The 19,856-nt window shown below is 73.5% G+C and carries 14 protein-coding genes; 5 read left to right on the forward strand and 9 right to left on the reverse strand.

Translation table 11 applies throughout. From position 1 onward, the window contains the following. The 3 genes from AC529_RS18765 to AC529_RS18775 form a co-directional block, all read right to left on the reverse strand. On the reverse strand, nt 1-1,966 hold a 1,966-nt coding region (locus AC529_RS18765; protein ID WP_157080284.1), incomplete at its 3' end, for a glycosyltransferase. A gap of 241 nt (nt 1,967-2,207) precedes the next feature. Continuing rightward, on the reverse strand, nt 2,208-2,495 hold the full coding sequence (locus AC529_RS18770; protein WP_068758671.1) for a WhiB family transcriptional regulator: 288 nt from the start codon (nt 2,493-2,495) through the stop codon (nt 2,208-2,210). Nucleotides 2,496-2,711: 216 nt separating this feature from the next. Further along, the gene (locus AC529_RS18775) at nt 2,712-4,142 is read right to left on the reverse strand and encodes an MnhB domain-containing protein (protein WP_068758672.1); all 1,431 of its coding nucleotides are present in this window, start codon (nt 4,140-4,142) and stop codon (nt 2,712-2,714) included. Nucleotides 4,143-4,356: 214 nt separating this feature from the next. Here AC529_RS18775 and cofD point away from each other — a divergent pair, with 214 nt between their 5' ends. Both cofD and AC529_RS18785 read left to right on the forward strand, forming a co-directional pair. Then, nucleotides 4,357-5,325, forward strand: coding sequence for a 2-phospho-L-lactate transferase (gene cofD / locus AC529_RS18780; RefSeq protein ID WP_068758673.1), 969 nt, complete (start codon nt 4,357-4,359; stop codon nt 5,323-5,325). Then, nucleotides 5,322-6,593 (forward strand): coenzyme F420-0:L-glutamate ligase, encoded by a 1,272-nt coding sequence (locus AC529_RS18785; protein WP_068758674.1) that lies wholly within the window; start codon nt 5,322-5,324, stop codon nt 6,591-6,593. The genes cofD and AC529_RS18785 overlap by 4 nt, the downstream gene beginning before the upstream one ends. A 43-nt stretch (nt 6,594-6,636) precedes the next feature. Here the strand turns inward: AC529_RS18785 and AC529_RS18790 are convergent, their stop codons facing one another. Beyond that, nucleotides 6,637-9,285 carry a bifunctional FO biosynthesis protein CofGH gene (locus AC529_RS18790; protein ID WP_083948465.1) on the reverse strand — a complete coding sequence of 883 codons (2,649 nt, stop codon included), beginning with the start codon at nt 9,283-9,285 and terminating at the stop codon, nt 6,637-6,639. 117 nt (nt 9,286-9,402) lie between these two features. Continuing rightward, entirely contained in the window at nt 9,403-10,104 is a 702-nt protein-coding gene (locus tag AC529_RS18795; protein WP_068758676.1) for a class I SAM-dependent methyltransferase, read from the reverse strand. A 62-nt stretch (nt 10,105-10,166) separates the two neighbouring features. Here AC529_RS18795 and AC529_RS18800 point away from each other — a divergent pair, with 62 nt between their 5' ends. Next, nucleotides 10,167-11,105, forward strand: a complete 939-nt coding sequence (locus AC529_RS18800) for a lysylphosphatidylglycerol synthase domain-containing protein (protein ID WP_198156493.1) — start codon at nt 10,167-10,169, stop codon at nt 11,103-11,105. Here the strand turns inward: AC529_RS18800 and AC529_RS18805 are convergent. The 3 genes from AC529_RS18805 to AC529_RS18815 are packed head-to-tail and all read right to left on the reverse strand — an operon-like array spanning nt 11,102 to nt 15,171. Beyond that, nucleotides 11,102-12,196, reverse strand: coding sequence for a glycosyltransferase family 4 protein (locus AC529_RS18805; RefSeq protein ID WP_068758677.1), 1,095 nt, complete (start codon nt 12,194-12,196; stop codon nt 11,102-11,104). The two genes, AC529_RS18800 and AC529_RS18805, sit on opposite strands and share 4 nt — an antisense overlap. 11 nt (nt 12,197-12,207) lie before the next feature. Beyond that, nucleotides 12,208-13,125, reverse strand: a complete 918-nt coding sequence (locus AC529_RS18810; RefSeq protein WP_068758678.1) for a glycosyltransferase family 2 protein — start codon at nt 13,123-13,125, stop codon at nt 12,208-12,210. A gap of 30 nt (nt 13,126-13,155) precedes the next feature. After that, the gene (locus AC529_RS18815) at nt 13,156-15,171 is read right to left on the reverse strand and encodes a hypothetical protein (protein WP_068758679.1); all 2,016 of its coding nucleotides are present in this window, start codon (nt 15,169-15,171) and stop codon (nt 13,156-13,158) included. 170 nt (nt 15,172-15,341) lie between these two features. Here AC529_RS18815 and AC529_RS18820 point away from each other — a divergent pair, with 170 nt between their 5' ends. Both AC529_RS18820 and AC529_RS18825 read left to right on the forward strand, forming a co-directional pair. Then, complete coding sequence (locus AC529_RS18820) at nt 15,342-16,142, forward strand: TIGR03089 family protein (protein ID WP_068758680.1); 801 nt, start codon at nt 15,342-15,344, stop codon at nt 16,140-16,142. 23 nt (nt 16,143-16,165) lie between these two features. Further along, nucleotides 16,166-17,599, forward strand: a complete 1,434-nt coding sequence (locus AC529_RS18825; protein WP_068758681.1) for an LCP family protein — start codon at nt 16,166-16,168, stop codon at nt 17,597-17,599. Here AC529_RS18825 and AC529_RS18830 read toward each other — a convergent pair. After that, nucleotides 17,596-19,791, reverse strand: a complete 2,196-nt coding sequence (locus AC529_RS18830) for a glycosyltransferase (protein WP_068758682.1) — start codon at nt 19,789-19,791, stop codon at nt 17,596-17,598. The genes AC529_RS18825 and AC529_RS18830 overlap by 4 nt on opposite strands. Nucleotides 19,792-19,856: the final 65 nt, after the last annotated feature.

A 19,856-nucleotide genomic window follows, 5' to 3' on the forward strand; every position in this document is an offset into this window, starting at 1 on the left:
CCGGGGAGAGCAGCAGCAGGGCCTCGGCGGACAGCGTGGGGTTGACGATCTCGGAGCGGTTGATGCCCGCTTCCAGCAGCCACAGCGACGGGTGCAGGAACAGCTCCAGCGTCCACGGCAGCAGCAGCACCAGCGGGGTGACCAGGCTGATGGCCAGGCTGACGTGCAGGCGGCGGCCGAGGTGGCCGAAGGCGACCGCGATGAGCACCCCGGTGACCAGGGCCAGGGCCCACACCAGCGGCACGAACGCCATGAGCAGGGCCAGGGCCAGGCCGAGCGCCCAGGCGGCGCGGCGGGACCGGCGCGGGTTGAGGGTGAGCACCCGGGTGATGAGCAGGCCCAGCACCGGGAAGAGCGCGTGGACCAGGGCGGTGCCGACGCGTCCCTGCGAGATCGCCCCGGTGGCCACGGGCAGCAGCGCGTAGGAGGCCGCCATCCACAGTTGGGCGGGGCGGTAGCGCAGCACCCGGCGGGCCAGCCGGTAGGCGGTGAACCCGGCCAGCGGCACGCAGCCGAGCAGGATGCCGAGGACCGCCAGCCACGGCTTGCCGAAGGCGAGGGTGGACAGCAGGGCGAGCACGGCGAGGTAGGGCGGGGCCACCGCGTCGGAGCCGACCCCGACGTCGTGCCAGCTCGCCAGGTACATCGCCCACAGGTCCGAGGCGCCGCCCCACACCGGCGGCAGGGCGCCTCCGGCGAGCCGGCCGCCCAGCAGCAGGCTCCGTCCGGCGACGAGGGAGACCACCGTGAGGCCGGTGATGAGCAGCACGGCGGGGTTGGTGATGGCCCGGCGCAGCAGCCCGGAGTCGTCGCGCAGCGGATCGTCGTCGTCCTCGGCCCGGGGGGCCACGGTGACCGCCTGGTGCCGTCCCGCCCCGTCCAGGGGGGTGGGGTCGCCGCTGAGGAGGTTGGCGACGGCCTCGGTGAACTGGCGCAGGGCCACGCCGCGCGCCATGAACGGCCGGATGGCGCTGTAGGTGCGGCGGCGGCCCTTGCGCCGCCTGATCCTGGCCGCCAGCAGCCGGAACGGCATGACGAAGAACACCGAGGTGATGGCCGCGGCCTCGTCGAGGGCGTTGGCGGGCTGCTTGGCGACCAGGTAGGTGAGCACGCGCAGCGCCGAGGCGAAGGAGTTGCGCAGCAGCGCGGCCACCATCGCGCCCGTGGGCAGGTTGGCGAGCAGCACGTAGAGGGCGTTGCGCCGGTCGACGCGGCGGGGGTGGTCGCCGGTGGCGTGGATGCGGCGGCGGCGCCGGGCGGCGGCCTCGGCGTGGTAGGCGACGGCCTCGGTGACGATGAGGACCCGGTGGCCCGCGCCGCCGACCCGCCAGCAGAAGTCGATGTCGTCGCGGAACAGCCGCAGGGAGCGGTCGAACCCGCCGAGCTCCTCCCACACGTCCCGGCGGATCAGCATCCCGGCGCTGGAGACCGCCAGGACCTGCCGGGTGCCGTCGTGCTGCCCGTGGTCGAACTCGGAGGACTCCAGCCCGGTCTCGCGGCGTCCCGCGCCGTCGATGGTGACGCCGACCTCCACCAGGAGTCTTCGGTCGAACCAGTCGCGCAGTTTGGGGCCCAGGACGGCGGCGCGCGGGTTGTCGTCGGCCGCGGCGAGGAGCTGTTGCAGGGCGTCCGGTTCGGGGGTGCAGTCGTCGTGGATCAGCCAGATCCACTCGACGGTCCCCTCTGTTCCGGCGAGTCCGGAACGGGAGCGCGGATGGTCCAGGGCCGCCTGGATGGCTTCTCCGTAGCCGGTGTTCCGGGGGAGAGTGAGGATCGACTCGGAGTTGAGGTACTCGGCGAGAATGGCACCGCTGCGGTCACGGCTTCCGGTGTCCACTCCGATGACCCGCTGCACCGGTCGGACCTGGGAGCGGAGCGCCTCCAGGGTTTCGGGCAGCCAGCGGGCACCGTCGTGGGTGACCACGACGGCGGTGACGATGTGCCGAGCGGAGTCCAGGGGTAACACTGCTGGTGCTCGCCTCAGAAGTTCGTGAAATGGGACAAAAAGGCTATTGCGGTCAGGCCGCTACCGGAGGATCACGATACGCCACTCACGCCTTCTCCGGGGACCCTCCGCCCGCAGCAACCCCGCCCCGGCACGGGCCGTCCCTTCCGCCCTCCCGGAAAACCGGACAGGTAAAGAACCGACAAAAAAGGCGTGCGCCCCGGACAAAAAAACCGGGGCGCACGCCACGACGTGCCGCGACCTAGACCGCTCCGGAGGAGAAATCGAAATCCTGTCCCGCGGCCTTCTTGAGGCGGCGCCGCTCACGCTCGGAGAGGCCGCCCCAGATACCGAAGCGTTCGTCATGCTCCAGCGCGTATTCCAGACATTCCGCCCGCACCTCGCACGAGTGGCAGACCTTCTTGGCCTCCCTGGTCGAGCCGCCCTTCTCGGGGAAGAACGCCTCAGGATCGGTCTGCGCACACAGCGCACGCTCCTGCCAGCCCAGGTCTTCGCCTGGACCGTGCGCCAGCGGGATAACCTCGCTCATGCGCACCTCCTATTGCCCCCCTGGATGTACCCTCCCTTTACGACCCCCGGGAGGGTGGAATCACACCTTAGAAATTACACGCGTGGTCTCCGCTATGCGTCAACCGCGTTAGCTGGTAATCCCCTGAATATCATGTAACAAACAAGCTTCCGAGTACGGTCACACCCATCCAGGGGATTGTCCCGTCCTTTTCGTCAGTGTTCGGGGGGAAGGAGGTCAGGCCCGGTTGTCGTCCCGGTACTGGCCGGGCCACGAGTCGCCGGCCTCCGACCCGGGGCGCTGCTGGTCGGCGGGGTAGCCGCCGGAGGAGGGGTCGTAGGGCTGGGCGGGGTAGCCGCCGGTCCGGTACTGGCCGTGGTCGTAGGGCTGGTTCCCGCCGCTCTGGCTGTCGGTCGCCCCGGCCGCGGGCTGCGACCAGCCGTGCTGGATCGCCTCCTGGGCCGCACGCTCCTCGGCGACGGCGTCGGCGTCGCGCGGGAGCGGGTAGGAGCCCGACGCGTCGTCGGAGACCGCGGGCTGCACCAGGGTGGCCTCGGAGTCGCCGGCGGTGTATCCGGGCTGCTGGTACTGCTGGCCGTAGGCGGACTGGTCGTAACCCGCAGCCTGCTGACCACCGCTCTGCGAATACGCAGCCTGGTCGTAGCCCTGCTGCTGGTACTGCTGGCCGTAGGCGGACTGGTCGTAACCCGCAGCCTGCTGACCACCGCTCTGCGAGTACCCAGCCTGGTCGTAGCCCTGCTGCTGGTACTGCTGGCCGTAGGCGGACTGGTCGTAACCCGCAGCCTGCTGACCACCGCTCTGCGAATACGCAGCCTGGTCGTAACCCTGCTGCTGGTACTGCTGGCCGTAGGCGGACTGGTCGTAACCCGCAGCCTGCTGACCACCGCTCTGCGAATACGCAGCCTGGTCGTAGCCCTGCTGCTGGTACTGCTGGCCGTAGGCGGACTGGTCGTAACCCGCAGCCTGCTGACCACCGCTCTGCGCGGTGGCGGGCTGGGCCTGGGTGTAGGCGTCGCCCTGCTGCTGCCAGGCGCCGGTCTGCGCGGTGGCGGGCTGGGCCTGGGTGTAGCTGTCGCCCTGCTGCTGCCAGGCGCCGGTCTGCGCGGAGGGCTGGGCGCCGGTGAGGTAGCCGGGCTGCTGCTGGGCGAAGGAGGGCTGCGCGCCGGTCGGGTAGGCCTGGGCGGCCGAGGCGCGGGGGACCAGGGTGGGGTCGTTGAAGACCCGGAGCAGGAACAGCCCGGCGAAGACCACCACCGTCAGGAAGGCACCGGTGGTGAAGAAGTGCTGGAAGGCGCTGGCGAGGAAGCCGTAGCCGCCGTAGACGACGAAGCCCATGATGAGCGAGATCACCCCGAGGAGCGCGCCCACGCCCAGTTCGATCATCGCCATCATCACGATGCCGAAGGCGCGCGGCGAGCGGTTGGGGCCGGTCAGGATGAGCGCCACGGCGGCCAGGACCATCGCGACGGTGCCGGGGCCGAGGACGGCGTCGCGGATGTCCACGAACGCTCCGGAGACTCCGCCCATGCCCGTGCCCGACTCCCCGCCGAAGACGTAGATCAGTGCGCCGAGCTGGATCGCCGCCACGGCACCGAGGAGCGCCCAGGCGGCCGGCTCGCGCAACCGTTGGATCGATTCGTTGTTCAAGAGAGGTTCCCCTCCGCAGGCTGCTTCTTGTCGCGTCGGTGGAAGCTTTGCATATCGCTGGTGCGCCTCAGGAATCCCGACAGGAAGGTCTCGGGAGGCCACGGCCTGAACGTCGCCCGACATGCCACACCTGTACGCGTCCGTGTCCGCGGCAGCACTGGCACGCGACACCGCAGAGCGCGGCACACGTTCCCAGACTGCCAGACTTGACCCTATGCGGATAGTCGTACTGGCTGGCGGCATCGGTGGCGCACGGTTCCTCCGAGGCCTCAAAGACGCCCTTCACAACCGTGCTGACCAGGCCGAATCCCAGAACTCCATCACAGTGGTCGGAAACACCGGGGACGACATCACCCTTTTCGGTCTGCGCGTATGTCCCGATCTGGACACTGTGATGTACACCCTGGGCGGCGGGATCAACGAGGAGCAGGGCTGGGGACGCGCCGACGAGACCTTCTCGGTCCGTGAGGAACTCATAGCCTACGGTATGCAGCCGCAGTGGTTCGGTCTGGGCGACCGGGACGTGGCTACCCACATCGTGCGCTCCCAGATGCTGGCGGCCGGGTACCCGCTCTCGGCGATCACCGAGGCGCTGTGCGACCGCTGGAAGCCGGGGGTGCGGCTGCTGCCGATGACCGACGACCAGGTGGAGACGCACGTCGTGGTGGCGGACGGTGCGGGCCGCCGCGCCATCCACTTCCAGGAGTGGTGGGTGCGCCACCGCGCGCAGATCCCCGCGGAGTCGTTCGTGAGCGTGGGGGCCGACACGGCCGAGCCGGCACCCGGGGTGCTGGCCGCCATCGAGGAGGCCGACTTCGTCCTGTTCCCGCCCTCCAACCCGGTGGTGAGCATCGGCTCCATCCTCGGCATCCCCGGCATCCGGGAGGCGGTGGCCGCCAAGACCGTGGTGGGGGTCTCCCCCATCATCGGCGGCGCCCCGGTGCGGGGCATGGCCGACGCCTGCCTGCGCACGATCGGCGTGGAGACCAGCGCCCGGGCCGTGGCCGAGCACTACGGGTCCGACCTGCTGGACGGCTGGCTGGTGGACGAGGCCGACGCCGACACCGTGGTGGAGGGGGTGGAGGTGCGCGCCCTGCCGCTCTACATGAGCGATCCGGAGCGCACCGCGGCCATCGCGCGCGCCGCCGTGGACCTCGCCGTCGAACTGGGGGAGAAGTCATGATCACGGTCCTGGGCGTCGAGGGGCTGCCCGAGGTGCGCCCCGGGGACGACCTCGCCGCGCTGATCGCGGAGCGGGCCGAGCTCGCCGACGGCGACGTGCTCGTCGTCACCTCCAAGGTCGTCAGCAAGGCCGAGGGCCGCCTGCGCCGGATGGGCCGCGAGGAGGCCGTGGCGGCCGAGACCGTGCGCGTGGTGGCCCGCCGGGACAGCACCCGCATCGTGCAGACCCGGCACGGCCTGGTGATGGCGGCGGCCGGGGTGGACTCCTCCAACGTGGAGCCGGGGCACGTGCTGCTGCTGCCCGAGGACCCGGACGCGTCGGCGCGGCGCATCCGCGCGGGACTGCGCGAACGCCTGGGGGTGCGGGTCGCCGTCATCGTCTCCGACACCTTCGGGCGCCCGTGGCGGGTGGGGCAGACCGACATCGCGATCGGCGCCGCCGGGATCGCCGCGCTGGAGGACCTGCGGGGGCGGCGCGACACCCACGGCAACGTGCTGGAGGTGACGCTGAACGCGGTCGCCGACGAGATCGCCTCGGCCGGGGAGCTGGTCAAGGGGAAGACGTCGGGGGTCCCGGTGGCGGTGGTCCGCGGCCTGGGCCACCTGGTCACCGACGACGACGGCGAGGGGGCGCGCGTCCTGGTCCGCCCCGCCGACAAGGACATGTTCCGCTACGGCTCCCGGGACGTGCTGTTCGCGCGCCGCACCGTCCGCGAGTTCACCGACGCGCCGGTGGACCCGGAGGCGGTGCGCCGCGCGGTGGCCGCCGCGATCGCCGCGCCCGCCCCGCACCACACCACGCCGTGGCGCTTCGTGCTGGTGGAGTCCGCGGCCGAGCGCACGCGGCTGCTGGACGCGATGCTGGACGCCTGGGTGGCGGACCTGCGCGCGGACGGGTTGTCCGAGGAGCGGATCGCGCGGCGGACCCGCCGCGGCGACGTGCTGCGGCGCGCCCCCTACCTGGTGGTGCCGTGCCTGGTGGCCGACGGCGCGCACGCCTACCCGGACGAGCGCCGCTCCGCCGCGGAGCGCGCCATGTTCCTGGTGGCCATGGGCGCGGGCGTGCAGAACCTGCTGGTGGCCCTGGCCGTGGAGGGCCTGGGCTCGGCGTGGGTGTCGTCCACGCTGTTCTGCCCCGACGTGGTCCGCCGGGTGCTGTCCCTGCCCGACGACTGGGAGCCGATGGGCGCGGTGGCGGTCGGGCACCCCGCGGCCCCGCCGAAGGAGCGCCCGCCCCGCGACCCGGCGGCGTTCATCGAGGTGCGGTGAGCGCGGCCCCGGCCCCGCCGAGCGGCGGGGCCGGGGCCGCGGCTCAGACCACGGGCAGCCGGGTGCGGCGCAGGCTCGGGGCCACCCCGTCGTGGGCCTCGGCCACGGCGCGGCGCTCGGCGGGCACCTCGCGGTAGAGGGTGTCGCGCTGCCGCAGCGGGCGCCCGGTCGGCTCCACCATGGCGCGGATCTCGCTGATGGTCTTGAACGAGCCGTTGTCGGAGCCCGCCATGCGGCTGATGGTCTCCTCCATCAGGGTGCCGCCGACGTCGTTGACGCCGCCGTTGAGGAGGCGGCGGCACTGCTCCTCCGACAGCTTCACCCACGAGCACTGGATGTTGTCGATCGCGCCGTGCAGCAGCAGCCGGGCCAGCGCGTGCACCGCCCGGTTCTCCCGCTCGGTGGGACCGGTGCGCGACAGCCCGGCCAGGTAGATGGGCGTGTTGGTGTGCACGAACGGCAGCAGCACGAACTCGGTGAAGCCGGGGCGCCCGGTGCGCTCCAGGGCGCGCTCCTGGAGGGAGCGGATGAGCCGGATGTGCGCCACCCAGTGCTCGGGGGTGTCCACGTGCCCGTACATCATCGTGGCCGTGGTGGGGATGCCCAGTTCGTGCGCCGTGGTGATGACCTCGATCCACTGCGAGGTGGGCAGCTTGCCCTTGGTGAGCACCCAGCGCACGTCGTCGTCGAGGATCTCCGCGGCGGTGCCGGGCAGCGAGTCCAGCCCGGCCTCGCGCGCCCGCAGCAGCCACTCGCGCACCGGGAGGTCGGTGCGGGCCACGCCGTTCATCACCTCCATGGGGCTGAAGGCGTGGACGTGCATGTCCGGCGTCCGCTCCTTGACCGCCCGGGCGATGTCGAAGTAGGCGGTGCCGGGCAGGTCGGGGTGGATGCCGCCCTGCATGCACACCTCGGTGGCGCCCGCCTCCCACGCCTCGGCGGCCCGGTCGGCGACCTGCTCCAGGGAGAGGGTGTAGGCGTCGGCGTCGGTGCGCCGCTGCGCGAAGGCGCAGAACCGGCAGCCGGTGTAGCAGACGTTGGTGAAGTTGATGTTGCGGGTGACGATGAAGGTCACCTCGTCGCCGACGGCGTCGCGGCGCACCCGGTCGGCGAGGTCGGCCAGCGCCTCCAGTTCCGGGCCGTGCGCGTACATCAGGGCCAGCGCCTCGTCGTCGGTGAGGGCGGCGGGGTCGCTCTCGGCACGGCGCAGGGCGGCGCGGATCTCCGGGTCGAAGCGGCGGGGCGCGCCCGTGCCGAGCGCGGGCCGCGCGATGCGCTGCCGCAGTTCGGACCAGTCGCCGTAGACGGCGTCGAAGTCGCTGCGCCGGTCGGTGCGGCGGCCCTCGGTGTCCACCTCCACGTGCAGTTCGGTGCGCCCGGCGGAGGCCATGCCCGCCTCGGGCTCCTGCCAGGGGAGCCCGGTGACGACGGCGTCGGCGCGCGCCAGCCCGGTGGCGGGGTCGGCGAGCGCGGCCACGTGCCCCAGCAGGCGCGGGTCGATCCACGGTTCGCCCTGGCGCACGTACTCGGGGTAGACGGTGAGGCGTTCCCGCAGCGTGAAGCCCGCCTCGGCGGTGCGTTCGGCGAGCGCGTCGATCTGCGGCCAGGGGCGCTCCGGGTTGACGTGGTCGGGGGTCAGCGGGGAGACGCCGCCCCAGTCGTCGATGCCCGCGCGCAGCATCAGCGCGAACTCGCCGCCGGTGCCCTCCTCCGGGGTCCCGCCCTCGGTGATGAGGTTGGGCGGGGCCTGGATGCGCGCCTTGGGCCCCAGCACGATGCGGGTGACGGCGATGGTGGCGGCCAGGTCCTCCAGTTCGGCGTCGGGCCGGTCGCGCATCGCGGTGTCCGGCTTGGCGCGGAAGTTCTGGACGATGACTTCCTGGATCGCGTTGTACTCGCGGGCCGTCCTGCGGATGGCGAAGATCGAGTCGACGCGTTCGGCGAGGGTCTCGCCGATGCCGATGAGGATCCCGGTGGTGAAGGGGACGGCGGAGCGTCCGGCGTCCTCCAGGACGCGCAGCCGCACCGCGGGGTCCTTGTCTGGGCTGCCGTAGTGGACCTGGCCGCGTTCGGTGAACAGCCGCGTGGAGGTGGTCTCCAGCATCATCCCCATGGACGGGGCGACGGGCTTGAGCCGCTGGAAGTCGCTCCAGGTGAGCACCCCGGGGTTGAGGTGCGGCAGCAGGCCGGTCTCCTCCAGCACCAGGATGGCCATGGCGCGCACGTAGGAGAGGGTGTCGTCGTAGCCGCGCTCGTCGAGCCACTGCCGGGCCTGCGGCCAGCGGTCCTCGGGCCGGTCGCCGAGGGTGAACAGCGCCTCCTTGCAGCCGAGGGCGGCGCCCTCGCGGGCGATGGCGAGGACCTCGTCGGGGGAGAGGTAGGGGGCGGGCAGCTTCGCGGGGGCGGTGGCGAAGGTGCAGTAGTGGCAGCGGTCCCGGCACAGCCTGGTCAGGGGGATGAAGACCTTGCGGCTGTAGGTGATGACACCGGGGCGTCCGGCTGCGGCCAGCCCTGCGTCGCGGATGCGCGAGGCGTGGTCGAGCAGGGCCTCCAGATCGTCGCCGCGGGCGTGCAGCAGGACCTCGGCTTCGGTCAGGTCCAGCGGTTTGCCGTCTCTGACCCGGGCCAGTGCACGCCGCATGGCGGCGGCCGAGGGGACCGCTTCCTTGTTCCCGTTTCCAGAACCACTCATGGGCGCACAATACGCTCCGTGGCGCGCGTCACGAAGGCCCGGACCGCCCGTGTGTCCTGCTCGTCTCGCTCGGCGTGACCGCTCCTGTCGTGCCCGTGTCCGCCCCGCAGGTCCGGATCAGCGCCTGCGGGCGCGCAGCAGCACAATGCTGCCCCGGGTGTTGGGGTGGCGGCGGTCGTCCAGCGCGACCAGGGGGATCAGCGGCGCGGCGGCGTTGAAGCCGGCCCGTCCCCCGTAGGCCGAGAGCGTCAGGTAGAGGCGCTCGGCGGTACGGGACCGGAACTGGTAGCGGTGTTCGAGCACGTCGAGCCCGCACCCGTCGAGCAGTGTGCGCAACGTCTCGTGGGTGTAGGTGCGCCGGACGTGGTAGCGGCGGCGGTGCGCGTCGAACAGGTGCGGCCACTCCCCCGCGCGGGACAGGCAGTCGGCGGACAGGACGAGTTCGCCGCCGGGCCGCAGCACCCGCGCCATCTCGCGCAGCGCCGCGGGGCCGTCGGCGAAGTGTTCGAGGGCGCAGATCGACATGACCCGGTCGACGGAGGCGTCGGCGAACGGCAGCCGCAGCGCGTCGCCCTCGACGAGGGCGGGGGCGTGGGCGAGCCGCTGTCCGCGCCGCAGCTTGTGCCGGGCCATGTCGAGGGAGACGGCCCGCGCGCCGCGCCTGCGCGCCTGCGCCGCCCAGTAGCCGTCGCCGCCCGCGACGTCGAGCACCACCTGCCCGGTCAGGTCGCGGCCGAGCCAGCGCAGCAGGGCGCCCGCCTCCCGGTAGCGGCACACGTGGATCTGGTGGCCGGCGAAGGCCACGGCGTCGGTGAGCACGGCCCCACCCTACTGGCGCGCGGCCCCGCGGGCCGGGCTTCGGGGTGGCCTAGGCTGGCCGGGTGGTGAACCGTCCGAGCCTGCGCCGGTGGGGGCGCGCCGCCGTCGGGGTCCTCGTCCTGGGCTGCGCCGCCCTGGCGCTGCGCGCCCGGTGGCACGAGGCGGGGGCCGCGCTGGCCGCCCTGTCGCCGTGGACGGTCGCGGGCGCGCTGGCCGCCGCGATGGCCGGACTCGGCGCGCAGATGCTGGCGTGGCGGGCGCTCCTGGCCGACCTGGGCTCGCCGCTGCCGCTGCCGGTGGCCGCCCGCGTCATGTTCGTCGGCCAGCTCGGCAAGTACCTGCCCGGGTCGGTGTGGGCGTTCGTCGCCCAGGTGGAGCTAGCCCGGGACCGCGCGGTGCCGCGCCGCCGGGGGGCCGCCGCCACGGTGCTGGCGATTGCCGTGACGCTGACGGTGAACCTGCTGGTCGCCGCGGTGCTGCTGCCGCTGTCCGCGCCGGAGGCGGCGCGGCGCTGGTGGTGGGTGTGGGCGGCGGTCCCCCTCCTGGCGGCCGTGCTGCACCCGCGGGTGGTGACGTGGCTGCTGCACCGGGCGGGCCGCCTGGTCGGCCGCCTGCGCGCCGGGTCCGGTCCGGAGCTGGACCGCCTGGACGGGCGCGGCATGGCGGCCGCCGTGGCCTGGACCCTGGCCTCCTGGGTGCCGTTGGGCGTCCACGTGTGGCTGCTGACGGCCGGGGTGGGCGGCGGCTGGGGGTCGTGGGCGCCCGCTGTCGGCGGCTACGCCCTGGCCTGGACGCTGGGCGTGGCGGCGGTGTTCGCGCCCGCCGGGCTGGGGGTGCGCGAGGCCGTGCTGGTGGCGGCCCTGGCCCCGGTGCTCGATCCCGGTTCGGCGCTGGTGGTGGCCGCCCTGTCCCGGCTGGTGACGACCGTCGCCGACCTCCTGTGGGCGCTGCTGTGCCTGGTCGCGGTGGGCTCCCCGCCGCGGACCAGGGCTGAGCGCTAGCCGGACAGGCCGGTCAGGGCCGCCAGGTACCGGTCCCAGTAGGCGTCCGCGTCCACCGGCCGCACCCCGGCGCGCAGCGCGGCGAGGCGGCCGGGCGCGTAGCAGTCGGCGATGGCCCGAGCCAGGTCCTCCGGGTCGTCGGGCGCGCACAGCAGCCCGTCCACGCCGTCGCGCACGTGGTCGGGCAGGGTGCCCACGCGGGTGGCGATCACCGGCAGGCCGTGGGCGTGGGCCAGCCACACGTTCTGGGTGGCGGTGGCCGACCGGTAGGGCAGCACCACCGCGTCGCACTCGGCGAACAGGTCGGGCAGCTCCCCGGCGGGCACGTACCCCTCGCGCCAGCGCACCCGGTGGGCCACGCCCAGCTGCTCCGCCAGCGCGCGCAGTTGCGCCGAGCCGCCCCAGAACTCGCCCGCGACGGTCAGCTCCACGCCGGGCGGTCCGGCCGCCAGCGCGCGCAGCAGCACGTCCACTCCCTTGTAGGGGCGGACGATCCCGAGGAACAGCAGCCGACGGCGGGTTCCGGGGGGCCGGGGGCGGCGGGGGCCGGTGTCCGGCAGGTGCGGGGGCAGCTCGGCCGCGGCCACCGGCGGGCCGGCGGCGCCCGCCAGGCGCTCGGCGAGCTCCCTCTGCTGGGGGGAGTGGGTCAGCACCGCGTCGACGCGGCCGAGCAGCAGCCGCATGAGGGCGGCGTCGAAGCGCCCGCGTTCGTGCGGCAGCACGTTGTGGCAGAGCGCCGCCACGCGCGCCGCCCGGCCGCATCCGGCGCGCACCCCCAGGTAGGCGGGCACCTGCACGGGGGTGAAGACGGTCAGCACCACCAGGTCGGACTCCCGTCCGGCCCGGCGGCCGACCCGGTACCAGCCGTCGGGCCGGTACCAGGCGAGGTCGCGGCGGGTGTGCGGGAAGGGCGGCCCCTCCGGTTCGGCCACGGTCTGGCGTCCGGGGTAGAGCGCCGCCGGGTACTGGGCCCGCCACGACTCGACGACCACGCGGTGCCCGGCGGCGGCCAGCCGGTGGGCGAGCTCGGTGGTGTGCCGGGCTCCCCCGCCCTTGTACGGGTGGACCGGCCCCACCAGGGTGATCCGCACCTGCGCTCCTCTCAGGCGTCGCGCGAGCGCACGATCAGGTCGGCCAGCAGCGCCATCGACCCGATCATCAGCCCCGCCATGAGCAGCATGATCGTGTTGTTGCGGATGTAGACCGGGTCGGTGACGACGTCGTAGACGACCTTGAGCGCGCCGATGCCCAGCAGCCACAGCGCGGGCGGCATGAGCACCTTGAGCGGGTTGAAGTACATGACCATCCGCAGCACCTGGAGGATGTAGCCGTAGGCGTCGCGCACCGGGTGGAACTTGGAGCGCCCGGACCGCCGGGCGTAGCTGACCGGCTCGTAGCGGACGGCGTGCTGGTTGGACAGGAAGGCCAGGGTGATCGTGGTGACGCAGGAGAAGCCGGGCGGCAGCAGCCGCAGGTAGGGCAGGGCCACCTCGCGGCGGAACGCGCGCATGCCCGAGTTGAGGTCGGGGATGCGCGTGTTGGTGAGCTTCTCGGCGAGCTTGCGGATCAGCCACTTGGCGGGCACCCGCAGGAAGCGGTGGCTGCCCATCTCCTGGTCGCGCGCGCCCACCACCTGGTCGACGGTGTCGTCGGCGAGCAGGACCTCCACCAGGTCGGGGATGCGCTCGTTGGGGTAGGACATGTCCGCGTCGGTCCACACCACGATCTCGCCGCGCGCCCGCTGGGTGCCGATGCGCCGCACCGTGCCCGCGCCGCCGTTGGTGGCGAACGCGACCACTCTCAGGTGCGGGAAGCGGGACTCGACGGAGCGCAGCCGGGCGAGGGTGTCGTCGGTGGAGGCGTCGTCGACGGCCAGCAGCTCGTAGGAGTGGCCGCTGGCGTCCATCGCCGCGCAGATCCGCTCGACCTCGGCGACCACGTGGTCCTGCTCGTTGTAGCAGGGCAGCACGATCGTGACGCGGGGGTCGTCGGTGCCGCGGGCGGGGCTGGAGTCAGTCACAGTGCGCCCAGGATATCGGCGGGGCCGCCGTCAGGGCCGGGGAAGGACGGCGATCCACAGGTCCCCGTTGAACCGCCACGCGCCCGCCGGGGGCTTCATCAGGGTGCTGGGGTCCTGTTCGGTGTGGACGTCGAACGGGTGGGTGGGTGTGACGCCGGGCGGCAGGTAGGGGGTCAGCGCCTCGGCCCGGTCGGCGGCCAGCACCACGTCGCGGCCGCGGTCGTGGACCTCGGTGACCAGGCGGCGCACGGTCTCGGGGTCGGCCGGGTCCACGTGCGCCGCGGGCACCCCGCACATGCCGCGCAGGAGCTGGAGGAACTTGCTGGCCGTGTTGGGCTCGACCACCAGGACGCTGGCGGTGTCGGGGATGTCGGCGCAGGTCTGCCGGGTGGCCGCGATCGAGCCGACGTCCATCCGGTAGGTCATGATCCCGGCCGCCGTGACGGCGGTGGGCACGAGCAGGGCCGCGGCGCCGAGGGCGGCCACCGCGGGGCGCAGCCAGTCCGGCCAGCCCACCAGGTCCTCGCGCATGCGGCGCCGGACCCAGGCCAGGAAGGAGACCGCGAACAGCACGAACGCGGGGAGGACCAGGGTGACCAGGCGGCGGCTGGCCCACGGGTGGTCGGGGGTGATGGCGGGCCGCAGCAGGGTGGTGGCGGCCGACCAGGCCAGCACCGTCAGCGGCAGCACCCACCGGGGTTCGCGCCGCAGCGCCGTGCGGTAGACCAGCAGGGCCGCGCCGAGGGCGGCCAGCAGCACGGCGGGCCAGCCGACGTACCAGCCGACCCAGTTCAGGCTCATCTCCTCGTAGGTGCGGTGGGAGTCCACGGCCAGCCCCTCGATCTGCTGGACCTGGCCGATGTAGACGGCGGTGGCCTCGTCGCCGTGGCCGCGCTGGGTGATCAGCAGCGGGCGCACCCCGAGGGCCGCCACGGCCGCGACCGCGAGGACCGCCAGGGCGGCCGGCAGCCAGGAGGGGCGGTCCAGCCGGGGCACGCCGCGCCGCCACAGCAGGAGCACCCCGAGCACGGTGAGGACGACCACGGCGCCGCTGACGACGAGCAGCGGGATGAGCGACTCGGAGAGGTAGTCCAGGTAGGGCCGGGAGTAGCCGTACCCGGCGAGGAGCCCGTAGCCGACGCCGACGGCCAGCCCGGCCCCCAGCGGCAGGGCCTCGCGGCGCCGGGCGAGCAGCAGCAGCCCCGTGAAGGCCACGACCGGCAGCAGGTCGCGCAGCACGTCGATGCGTACCAGCAGTCCCAGTCCCAGGCTCAGCCCGGCGGCCAGGGCGAGCGTGTGCCCCGCCGACCAGCGTCCCCGCGCCCCGCGGGCGAGCGCGTCGCAGGCGAGCGCGAGCCCGCCGAGCAGCAGCACCTGGGCGACCGGTTCGCTGTAGGTGGAGCGGCTGACCCACTGCTGGGGCAGGCACACCGCGAGCACCAGCGCGGCCAGCGGCGCCCAGCGCGCGCCGACCAGCCGGGCGGCCAGCCCGGCGAAGGTGAGCACGGCCAGCGCGCCCGCCAGCGGCGGCACGAGGACCATGCCGTCCAGGTCCGCGGCCCAGAAGCCGAGCGTGTACACCAGGGGCGCGCCGGCCAGGAACTGCGGCCAGACCACGTCGTCCACCTGGTAGTAGGCGAGGCTGTCGTAGGTCAGTGCGGGGTCGCTGCCGGCGAGGAGCTCCCGCTGCTGCGGGATCGGGAGGTACCCGTTGGCCGCGATCCACGCGGTGTACTGGGCGTAGGAGGCGGCGTCCCGCCGGATGACGAGCTGCTCGGAGTGGTAGGCGAGCTGCACCGCGGCGAAGGCGACGGTGACCGCGGCCACCAGCAGCACCGGCCACCAGGGCGTGTCGTCGGTGTCCGGGGCCAGCCGGGGCAGCAGGGCCAGCGCGGCGGCGACCGCCGGCCCGCCCAGCAGCAGCCCGGTCAGCGGGGTGAGCTGGCCGAGGCACAGCAGCGGGAAGGCGACCAGCAGCCAGGCCGCGACGGCCACGGCCGGGGCGAGGGTGACCCGTGCGAGCAGAGTGCCGGGGGACAGACGCATGAGGGCAACAATGCCAGGTCACAGCCGACACGGCACGGGCTCCCTCCGGATCCGCGCCCGGAACCGGCGGCGGCCGCAGGAAGCGGAACCGCAGCGCTCCCCCGCTGGTCGGACCGCTTCGCGGGTACCATGTGCCCCGTTGCGCAGCCGAACCCGAAAGAAGGTCCGCCGTGTCAGCGCAGACGCCGGGAGAGCTGTGGCTGGCGGCCCGGAGCGTGGACGCCGCCCGCCCCTTCCTCACCTCCTACGACCCGGCCACCGGCGTCCGGGTGGAGATGTCCTTCGCCACCTTCGACAACTGGGTGGCCAAGACCGCCAACATGCTCGTGGACGGGCTGGGCGTGCTGCCCGGGGAGCGGGTGGCGCTGGCGCTCCCGCTGCACTGGCAGAGCCTGGCCTGGGCGGTGGCGTGCTGGTCGGCGGGGGCGACCGTGGTGCTGGCCGGGGAGGACTCCTGGGAGGCGGACCTCGCCGTCGCCGAGGCGGCCCGGGTGGACGCGGCGTTCAACTCGGGGGCGCGCGAGGTGGTCGCGGCCTCGCTGCACCCGCTGGGACTGCCGCTGGACGACTGCCTGCCCGCCGCCATGGACTACACCGTGGAGGTCCGCGGCTACGGCGACCGCTTCTCCCCCGTGCGCGTGGATCCGCTGGCGGCGGCTCTGGAGCACGGCGGCACCGTGTACTCCGGAGCCGAGCTGGCCGACACCGGCCGGGAGTACGCGCGCCTCGGCAAGCTGACAGCCGAGGACAGAGTGGCTATCATCACTCCCGACTCAGCGCCCCTTACGCTACTTGGGGATGATCTGTCCCGTTTCTTGGGCGTGCTGGCGGCTGCCTCGTCGATCGTGCTGATTCCGGCCCAGGACTCCACTACGCTGCAATCGCGGCTTGGCATGGAGCGAGTCACGGCAGTCGTCGGGGACCTGCCCAGTCCCCCGCTGTCGCAGACCGCCCCCAGGTCGCTTTCCTGACGCCTCACTGCCCCGGGTGTTCGATGCCGAAGAGACCCTCCTCCTGCAGATCCGCAGGATCGCGTGCCGTCCGCCGCGGACTCAGCCTCGGCGGCTGGGTCGCCGTCGCGACGACGGCGGTCGTCATCGGCAGCAGCCTCACCGCCTACGGCGCCTACTACGACATCTACGGCAACATCAGCCAGGAGACCGTCGACACCGACTCCTGGGACCGGCCGACCAAGGTCGAGGGCGCGCTCAACATCATGATCATCGGCTCCGACGTGCGCAGCGGCGACAACGCCCAGTACGGCGGCCAGATCGAGGGCGAGCGTCCCGACACCCTGCTCATCGCGCACATCTCCCCCAGCTACGACGGGGCGGTCCTGGTCAACCTGCCCCGCGACTCCATCGTGGACATGCCCTCCTGCGAGCCCAACGGCGACCGCCCGGGCATGGAGGCGCACCGCGGCATGATCAACTCCGCGATGAACTACGGCGGGGTGCAGTGCCAGTGGAAGGTCGTGGAGCAGCTCACCGGCATCCACATCGACCACTTCGTCAGCGTGGACTTCACCGGGTTCAAGGAGATGGTCGACGCCATCGGGGGCGTGGAGATGTGCATCCCCGAGCCGGTCGACGACCCCAAGGCGCAGCTCACCCTGGAGGCGGGCCTCCAGACCCTCAACGGCGAGCAGGCCCTGGGGTACATGCGCTCCCGCTACGGGCAGGGCGACGGCAGCGACCTGAGCCGGATCGACCGCCAGCAGGTCTTCCTCGGCGCCATGCTGCGCAAGGTCATGAGCGGCGAGATCATGTCCAGCCCCAGCAGCATCTACTCCTTCCTCGGCTCGGTCACCGACTCCATCACCGTCGACGACCAGTTCACCGTCGACAAGATGACCGACATCGCCATCCAGATGCGCGAGGTCGACATGGGCAACATCCGGTTCATCACCGTGCCCAACGGCGCCCACCCCGACGACCCCAACCGGGTGGCCTGGACCCAGCCCGACGCCGACCAGCTCTTCCAGGCGATCGCCAACGACACCGAGATCGTCGAGGACAAGCCCGAGGAGGGCGACGGCGGGGACGAGAAGGAGGAAGCGGCCCCCACGGTCGACCCCTCCCAGGTCTCCGTCGAGGTCCTCAACGGCACCGACACCTCCGGGCTGGCCGGGACCGTGGGCGCGGCGCTCCAGGAGAAGGGCTTCGTGCTGGCGGGCACCGGCAACCCGCAGGGGCCGATCCCCGGGCAGACCACCGTCTACTACGGCCCCGGCATGGAGGAGCACGCCAACACCGTGGCCGCGCAGTTGAAGAAGGCGGTCGTCGCGGAGAACCCGGCGCTGGGCACGACGGTGCAACTGGTGATCTCCGCCGACTGGGACGGCCTCAAGGGCGAGCCCTCCTCGTCCGGCGACGTCCTGGACTCCATCGAAGCCAAGACCGCCGAGGAGTCCGAGAGCGCCTGCTAGTCCCGGTCCGGCAGGTCCCCGCGGGGCTCCGGCCGCTCGTCCGCCACGATCAGACGGGTCCACTGCTCCAGCACCCGCGGCAGCGCGTAGTGCTCGGCGACCTCCTGCTGGGCCCGGACCCGCAGCTCGTCGAAGCGGCCGCCGGTGACGGCCTCGTGCACCGCGTCGGCCATGGCCGCGACGTCCCGGTGGATCCACCGGGAGGAGTACACGGTGTCCGCGCCCGGCCAGTCCCAGAGCACGGGCACGCTGCCCGACGCCGCGCCTTCGGCCACCGCCCGGTGGAAGCTCTCGTCGTCGCTGGTGGACAGCACGAACCCGACCCGGCGCAGCCACGCCGCGACGTCGGGGCCGTAGGGGTCGAACACCACGGCCTCCGCGAGCCTCCCGGAGCGCTGGATGCGCCGGTAGGCGCGCTCGTAGTGGGCGCGCTCCTCGGGGCGGTTCCACACCCACCAGTAGTCCCACGGCTGCCGGGTCTTGACCGCCAGCGTGTAGCGGGGGTCGCGGTCGCGCAGTTCGGCGAGCAGGTCCAGGGCCCGGTCCAGGCGCTTGCGCGACGGGATGGCGCCGAGCAGGCCCAGCGTGTACTGGGCGCCCTCCAGCTTGGGCCGGGCCAGTTGCGCCGTGTCGATCCCCTCGGGCACCACCACCATCCGGTCGGCGGGCCAACTGGCGTGCTCGCGGGCGCGTTCGGCGTAGTGGCGGCTGACGCAGACGACGGCGTCCACCTTCTCGATGTCGAGGCGCCGGGGCCACTCGGTGGCCAGTTCGAACCGGTGCAGCCGCACCAGCAGCCGCTGCCCGGAGCGCTTGTGCCGGGCGTAGAACAGCGCGTGCGGCCCGCACCACTCGCAGAGCACCACGTCGGCCCAGGCCGCCAGCTCCCGGCTGAGGTACTGGTCGTGGGTGTGCGGGCCCTCCCACTCGTCGAGCCGCAGCTCCACGCCGGGCAGCGTCTTGAGGTGCTCGACCAGTCCGGCCAGGCCGCCGAGGTCGGTGCCGACGACGGCGACCTTCAGCGGCAGGTTCGGGTTGGTGCCGCGCGGCGCGTCGGGCAGGGCCTTGCGCAGCAGGGTGCGCAGCCGCCCGACGAGCCGTTCCCGGGTGAACGCCGCGGCGGCGTCCGCGCAGCGCGCCGCGGCCTCCCGGCGGACCTCCGGCAGGCTCGCCCGCTCCAGCGCGGCGACCGCCCCCTGGAGGGCCGGCTCGGCGTACAGGGGGTAGTCGCGGCCGAACAGCCCCTCGTTCAGCGGGGTGCGGTTGACGACGGCGGGGATGCCCAGGGAGCCCGGTTCCAGGGCGGTCAGCGCCGGGAGCAGCGCGGCGTCGAGGTCGGAGCGGTGCCAGGACAGGGCGACGTGGCAGTCGGCGAGCAGGCCCAGGGCCTCCTCCCGGGAGCGGCCGCCGTGCCAGACCACGTTGGGGGTGTCCTGCAACGCCCTGGTCGCGCGCCGCACCCACTCCGGTGAGGACCCGCGGACGGTGTCGCCGACCACGTGCAGTTCGGCGGGGATGCCGCGCGCGGCGAGGGCCGCGGGCAGCTCGGTCATCTCCACGACGTTGCGGGAGGCCGTGAGCGCCCCGGCGTAGCCGATCCGCAGCGGCACGTCCGGCCGGTCGGCGGCCGTGCCGCGCGGTGCGGCGAGCGCCGGGGGCAGCAGCACGGTGCGGCCGCAGGCGGCGGGGACGTTCGACTCCAGGAAGCAGCGCAGCTCCTCGCCCGAGCACAGCAGGAACCGGGAGGCCAGCGCGATGTCGGTGAGTTCGGCGACCACCCCGGAGGTTATCCCCGCCAGGCTGCGCGGGCTGTCGTCCACGCAGGTCCACAGCCGTCCGGCGAGCGCCTCGGCGTGCGCGGCGACCGCGGCCGTGCGCCGTCCGCGCAGCACCACCAGGTGGAAGCGCCGTTCGGCGTCGAGCCGGGTGATCAGGTCCACGGCCTGCTCCGGGGTGAGCCCGTGCGGTCCGGGGTCGACGCGGTGCCGGCCCTCCTGCGGGTGGCGGACCACGATCCCGGCCTCCCCGGCCAGGGAGGCGGTCAGCCGTTCGGTGGCGGGGCGGGACCTGAGCAGCAGCATGGTCGAACATCCGGCCGCCGCCAGCGCCCGGGTCACGGACTGCGTCCACACGGTCGCCGCGTCCGCGGAGTCGGGGTCGGCGTCGCAGTAGACGAGTGCGCGGATGCTCACACGTGCTTCCTTTCTCGCCTTGCGGTGGTGGGCCGTCGGCGCCGCCGTCGGGGGTCGGGGCGGCG

Origin of the sequence: Thermobifida cellulosilytica TB100 (genome assembly GCF_001517975.1) — a bacterium.
GTDB lineage: Bacteria > Actinomycetota > Actinomycetes > Streptosporangiales > Streptosporangiaceae > Thermobifida > Thermobifida cellulosilytica.

Excerpts from the sequence above, each read along its gene's own strand:
- AC529_RS18770 (WP_068758671.1), bottom strand. The coding sequence starts at position 2,495 with ATGAGCGAGGTTATCCCGCTGGCGCACGGTCCAGGCGAAGACCTGGGC.
- cofD (WP_068758673.1), top strand. The coding sequence starts at position 4,357 with ATGCGGATAGTCGTACTGGCTGGCGGCATCGGTGGCGCACGGTTCCTC.
- AC529_RS18785 (WP_068758674.1), top strand. The coding sequence starts at position 5,322 with ATGATCACGGTCCTGGGCGTCGAGGGGCTGCCCGAGGTGCGCCCCGGG.
- AC529_RS18790 (WP_083948465.1), bottom strand. The coding sequence starts at position 9,285 with ATGAGTGGTTCTGGAAACGGGAACAAGGAAGCGGTCCCCTCGGCCGCC.
- AC529_RS18815 (WP_068758679.1), bottom strand. The coding sequence starts at position 15,171 with ATGCGTCTGTCCCCCGGCACTCTGCTCGCACGGGTCACCCTCGCCCCG.
- AC529_RS18825 (WP_068758681.1), top strand. The coding sequence starts at position 16,166 with ATGCCGAAGAGACCCTCCTCCTGCAGATCCGCAGGATCGCGTGCCGTC.